The organism is Rhodothermales bacterium (assembly GCA_039944855.1).
Lineage (GTDB): Bacteria > Bacteroidota > Rhodothermia > Rhodothermales > JANQRZ01 > JBBSMX01.
In genome coordinates this window covers 1-1,447 of the sequence record JBDUXZ010000004.1, presented here as the reverse complement: position 1 = coordinate 1,447, position 1,447 = coordinate 1, and the positions used below count along the sequence as shown (strand labels likewise).

General features: G+C 64.5%; 1 protein-coding gene. It reads left to right on the top strand.

Annotation, left to right across the window (positions count from 1 at the left end; all coding sequences use genetic code 11):
- Nucleotides 1–65: 65 nt before the first annotated feature.
- The gene (locus ABJF88_02510; protein ID MEP0545776.1) at nucleotides 66–1,148 is read left to right on the top strand and encodes an IS110 family transposase; all 1,083 of its coding nucleotides are present in this window, start codon (nucleotides 66–68) and stop codon (nucleotides 1,146–1,148) included.
- Nucleotides 1,149–1,447 lie beyond the last annotated feature (299 nt).

The following is a 1,447-nucleotide window of genomic DNA, read 5'->3' as shown; positions in this document are numbered from 1 at the left end:
GCGGGATCTTTCCAACAAGGTACAGCGCCTCATGGATAGGTCCCTCTCATCAGCCGCCCGCTGCCATGTCTGCCACGACACTCTACACCGGCCTCGACCTCCACAAGCGCTCCGTCTTCGCCCTCACCGTCGACGCCACCGGCCAGGAGGTCGCCCGTGAGAAGCTCCCCGCCCGCGCCGACTCCCTCGCCCTCTACTTCGCCGACCTACCTGCTCACGAGCATCGTGCCGTCGCCGAGGCCACGACGGGCTGGTATTGGGTCAAGGACACCCTCGCGTCGCTCGACATCGACTTCCGCCTCGCCCACGCGAAGGAGGTCAAGGCCATTACGGGGGCGAAGGTGAAGACCGACGCCAACGATGCGCGTAAGTTGGCCCAGCTCCTACGGGTGAATCTACTTCCGGAGGCCCACGTGATCAGCGACGAGCTCCGCCCCCTGCGCGACGTCCTGCGTACCCGGCTCCGCCTGGTCGAGCGGCGAACGGGGGCGTTGAACTCCGTCGCCCGCTTGCTCGAGAAGGTGAACGTCCGTGATGTAGCCGACCTCCCGGAGCTGATGCAGCTCCAAGCGCGGTGTCATCTGGAGCAGGCCGAGCTCCTGGCGGCTCAGGTGAAGGAGCTGGAGCGAGCGCTCCACCCACACCTCGTCCCGGACGCCGACGTTCAGCGGCTCTTGCGGATCCCCGGCATCGGGAAGGTCAACGCGTTCACGTTGAAGCTCGAGATCGACGACATCGCCCGTTTCCCTTCGGATCGCGCCTTTTTCAGCTACTGCCGCCTCGTCCCCGGCGCAGACAACTCCGCCGACCGCACGAAACACAAGCGATCACGAGAGGGGAACCGGTATCTGAAGCTGGCTTTCAGCCACGCCACTGTCCGTGCCATCCAGCACTACCCCGAGATCCGGGACTGGTACCGGCGGAAGCGTCGAAGGAAGCCGGAGGCGATTGCCCGTGCGCTCGTGGCGAAGGAGATCGCCCGGATCGTCTACCACGTCCTCCGGAAGCGAGAGGACTTCAATGGCAAGTTCAAAGGCGCGGTCTTAAACCGCGTCAAGCAAGAGCAGTGGCCCTTACTCCCAAGCCCGGCCAGCAGAACTGACAGCGGCGGGATGAGCGATCATCGAGGGACGAGCGATCATCCCTGACTGCCTGCAGCGGGAATGGGAAGGGAGTAAGTGTGCCACCGAAGCAGATCTGGGCCGATGCGGAATCATCTCTGAACTGCATCTGCGGCCGTAGCGGCCGTGCGAGCCCGAATGGGGGTCTGGCCCGCCACGCTCTGTGCGTCGTAGCGACGTGGGCGCTGGCGGAGACCTGAGAGATCTAGGAAGGTGGCGCTGCGCTCTTGGAGCCGCGTCGTGCCTTCGTACGACGCCGGACCCCGTACGCCTTTGTGAAATCGAACCGTGCCTCTTGACAAACCACCTTGTTATGGGGGTTCTGC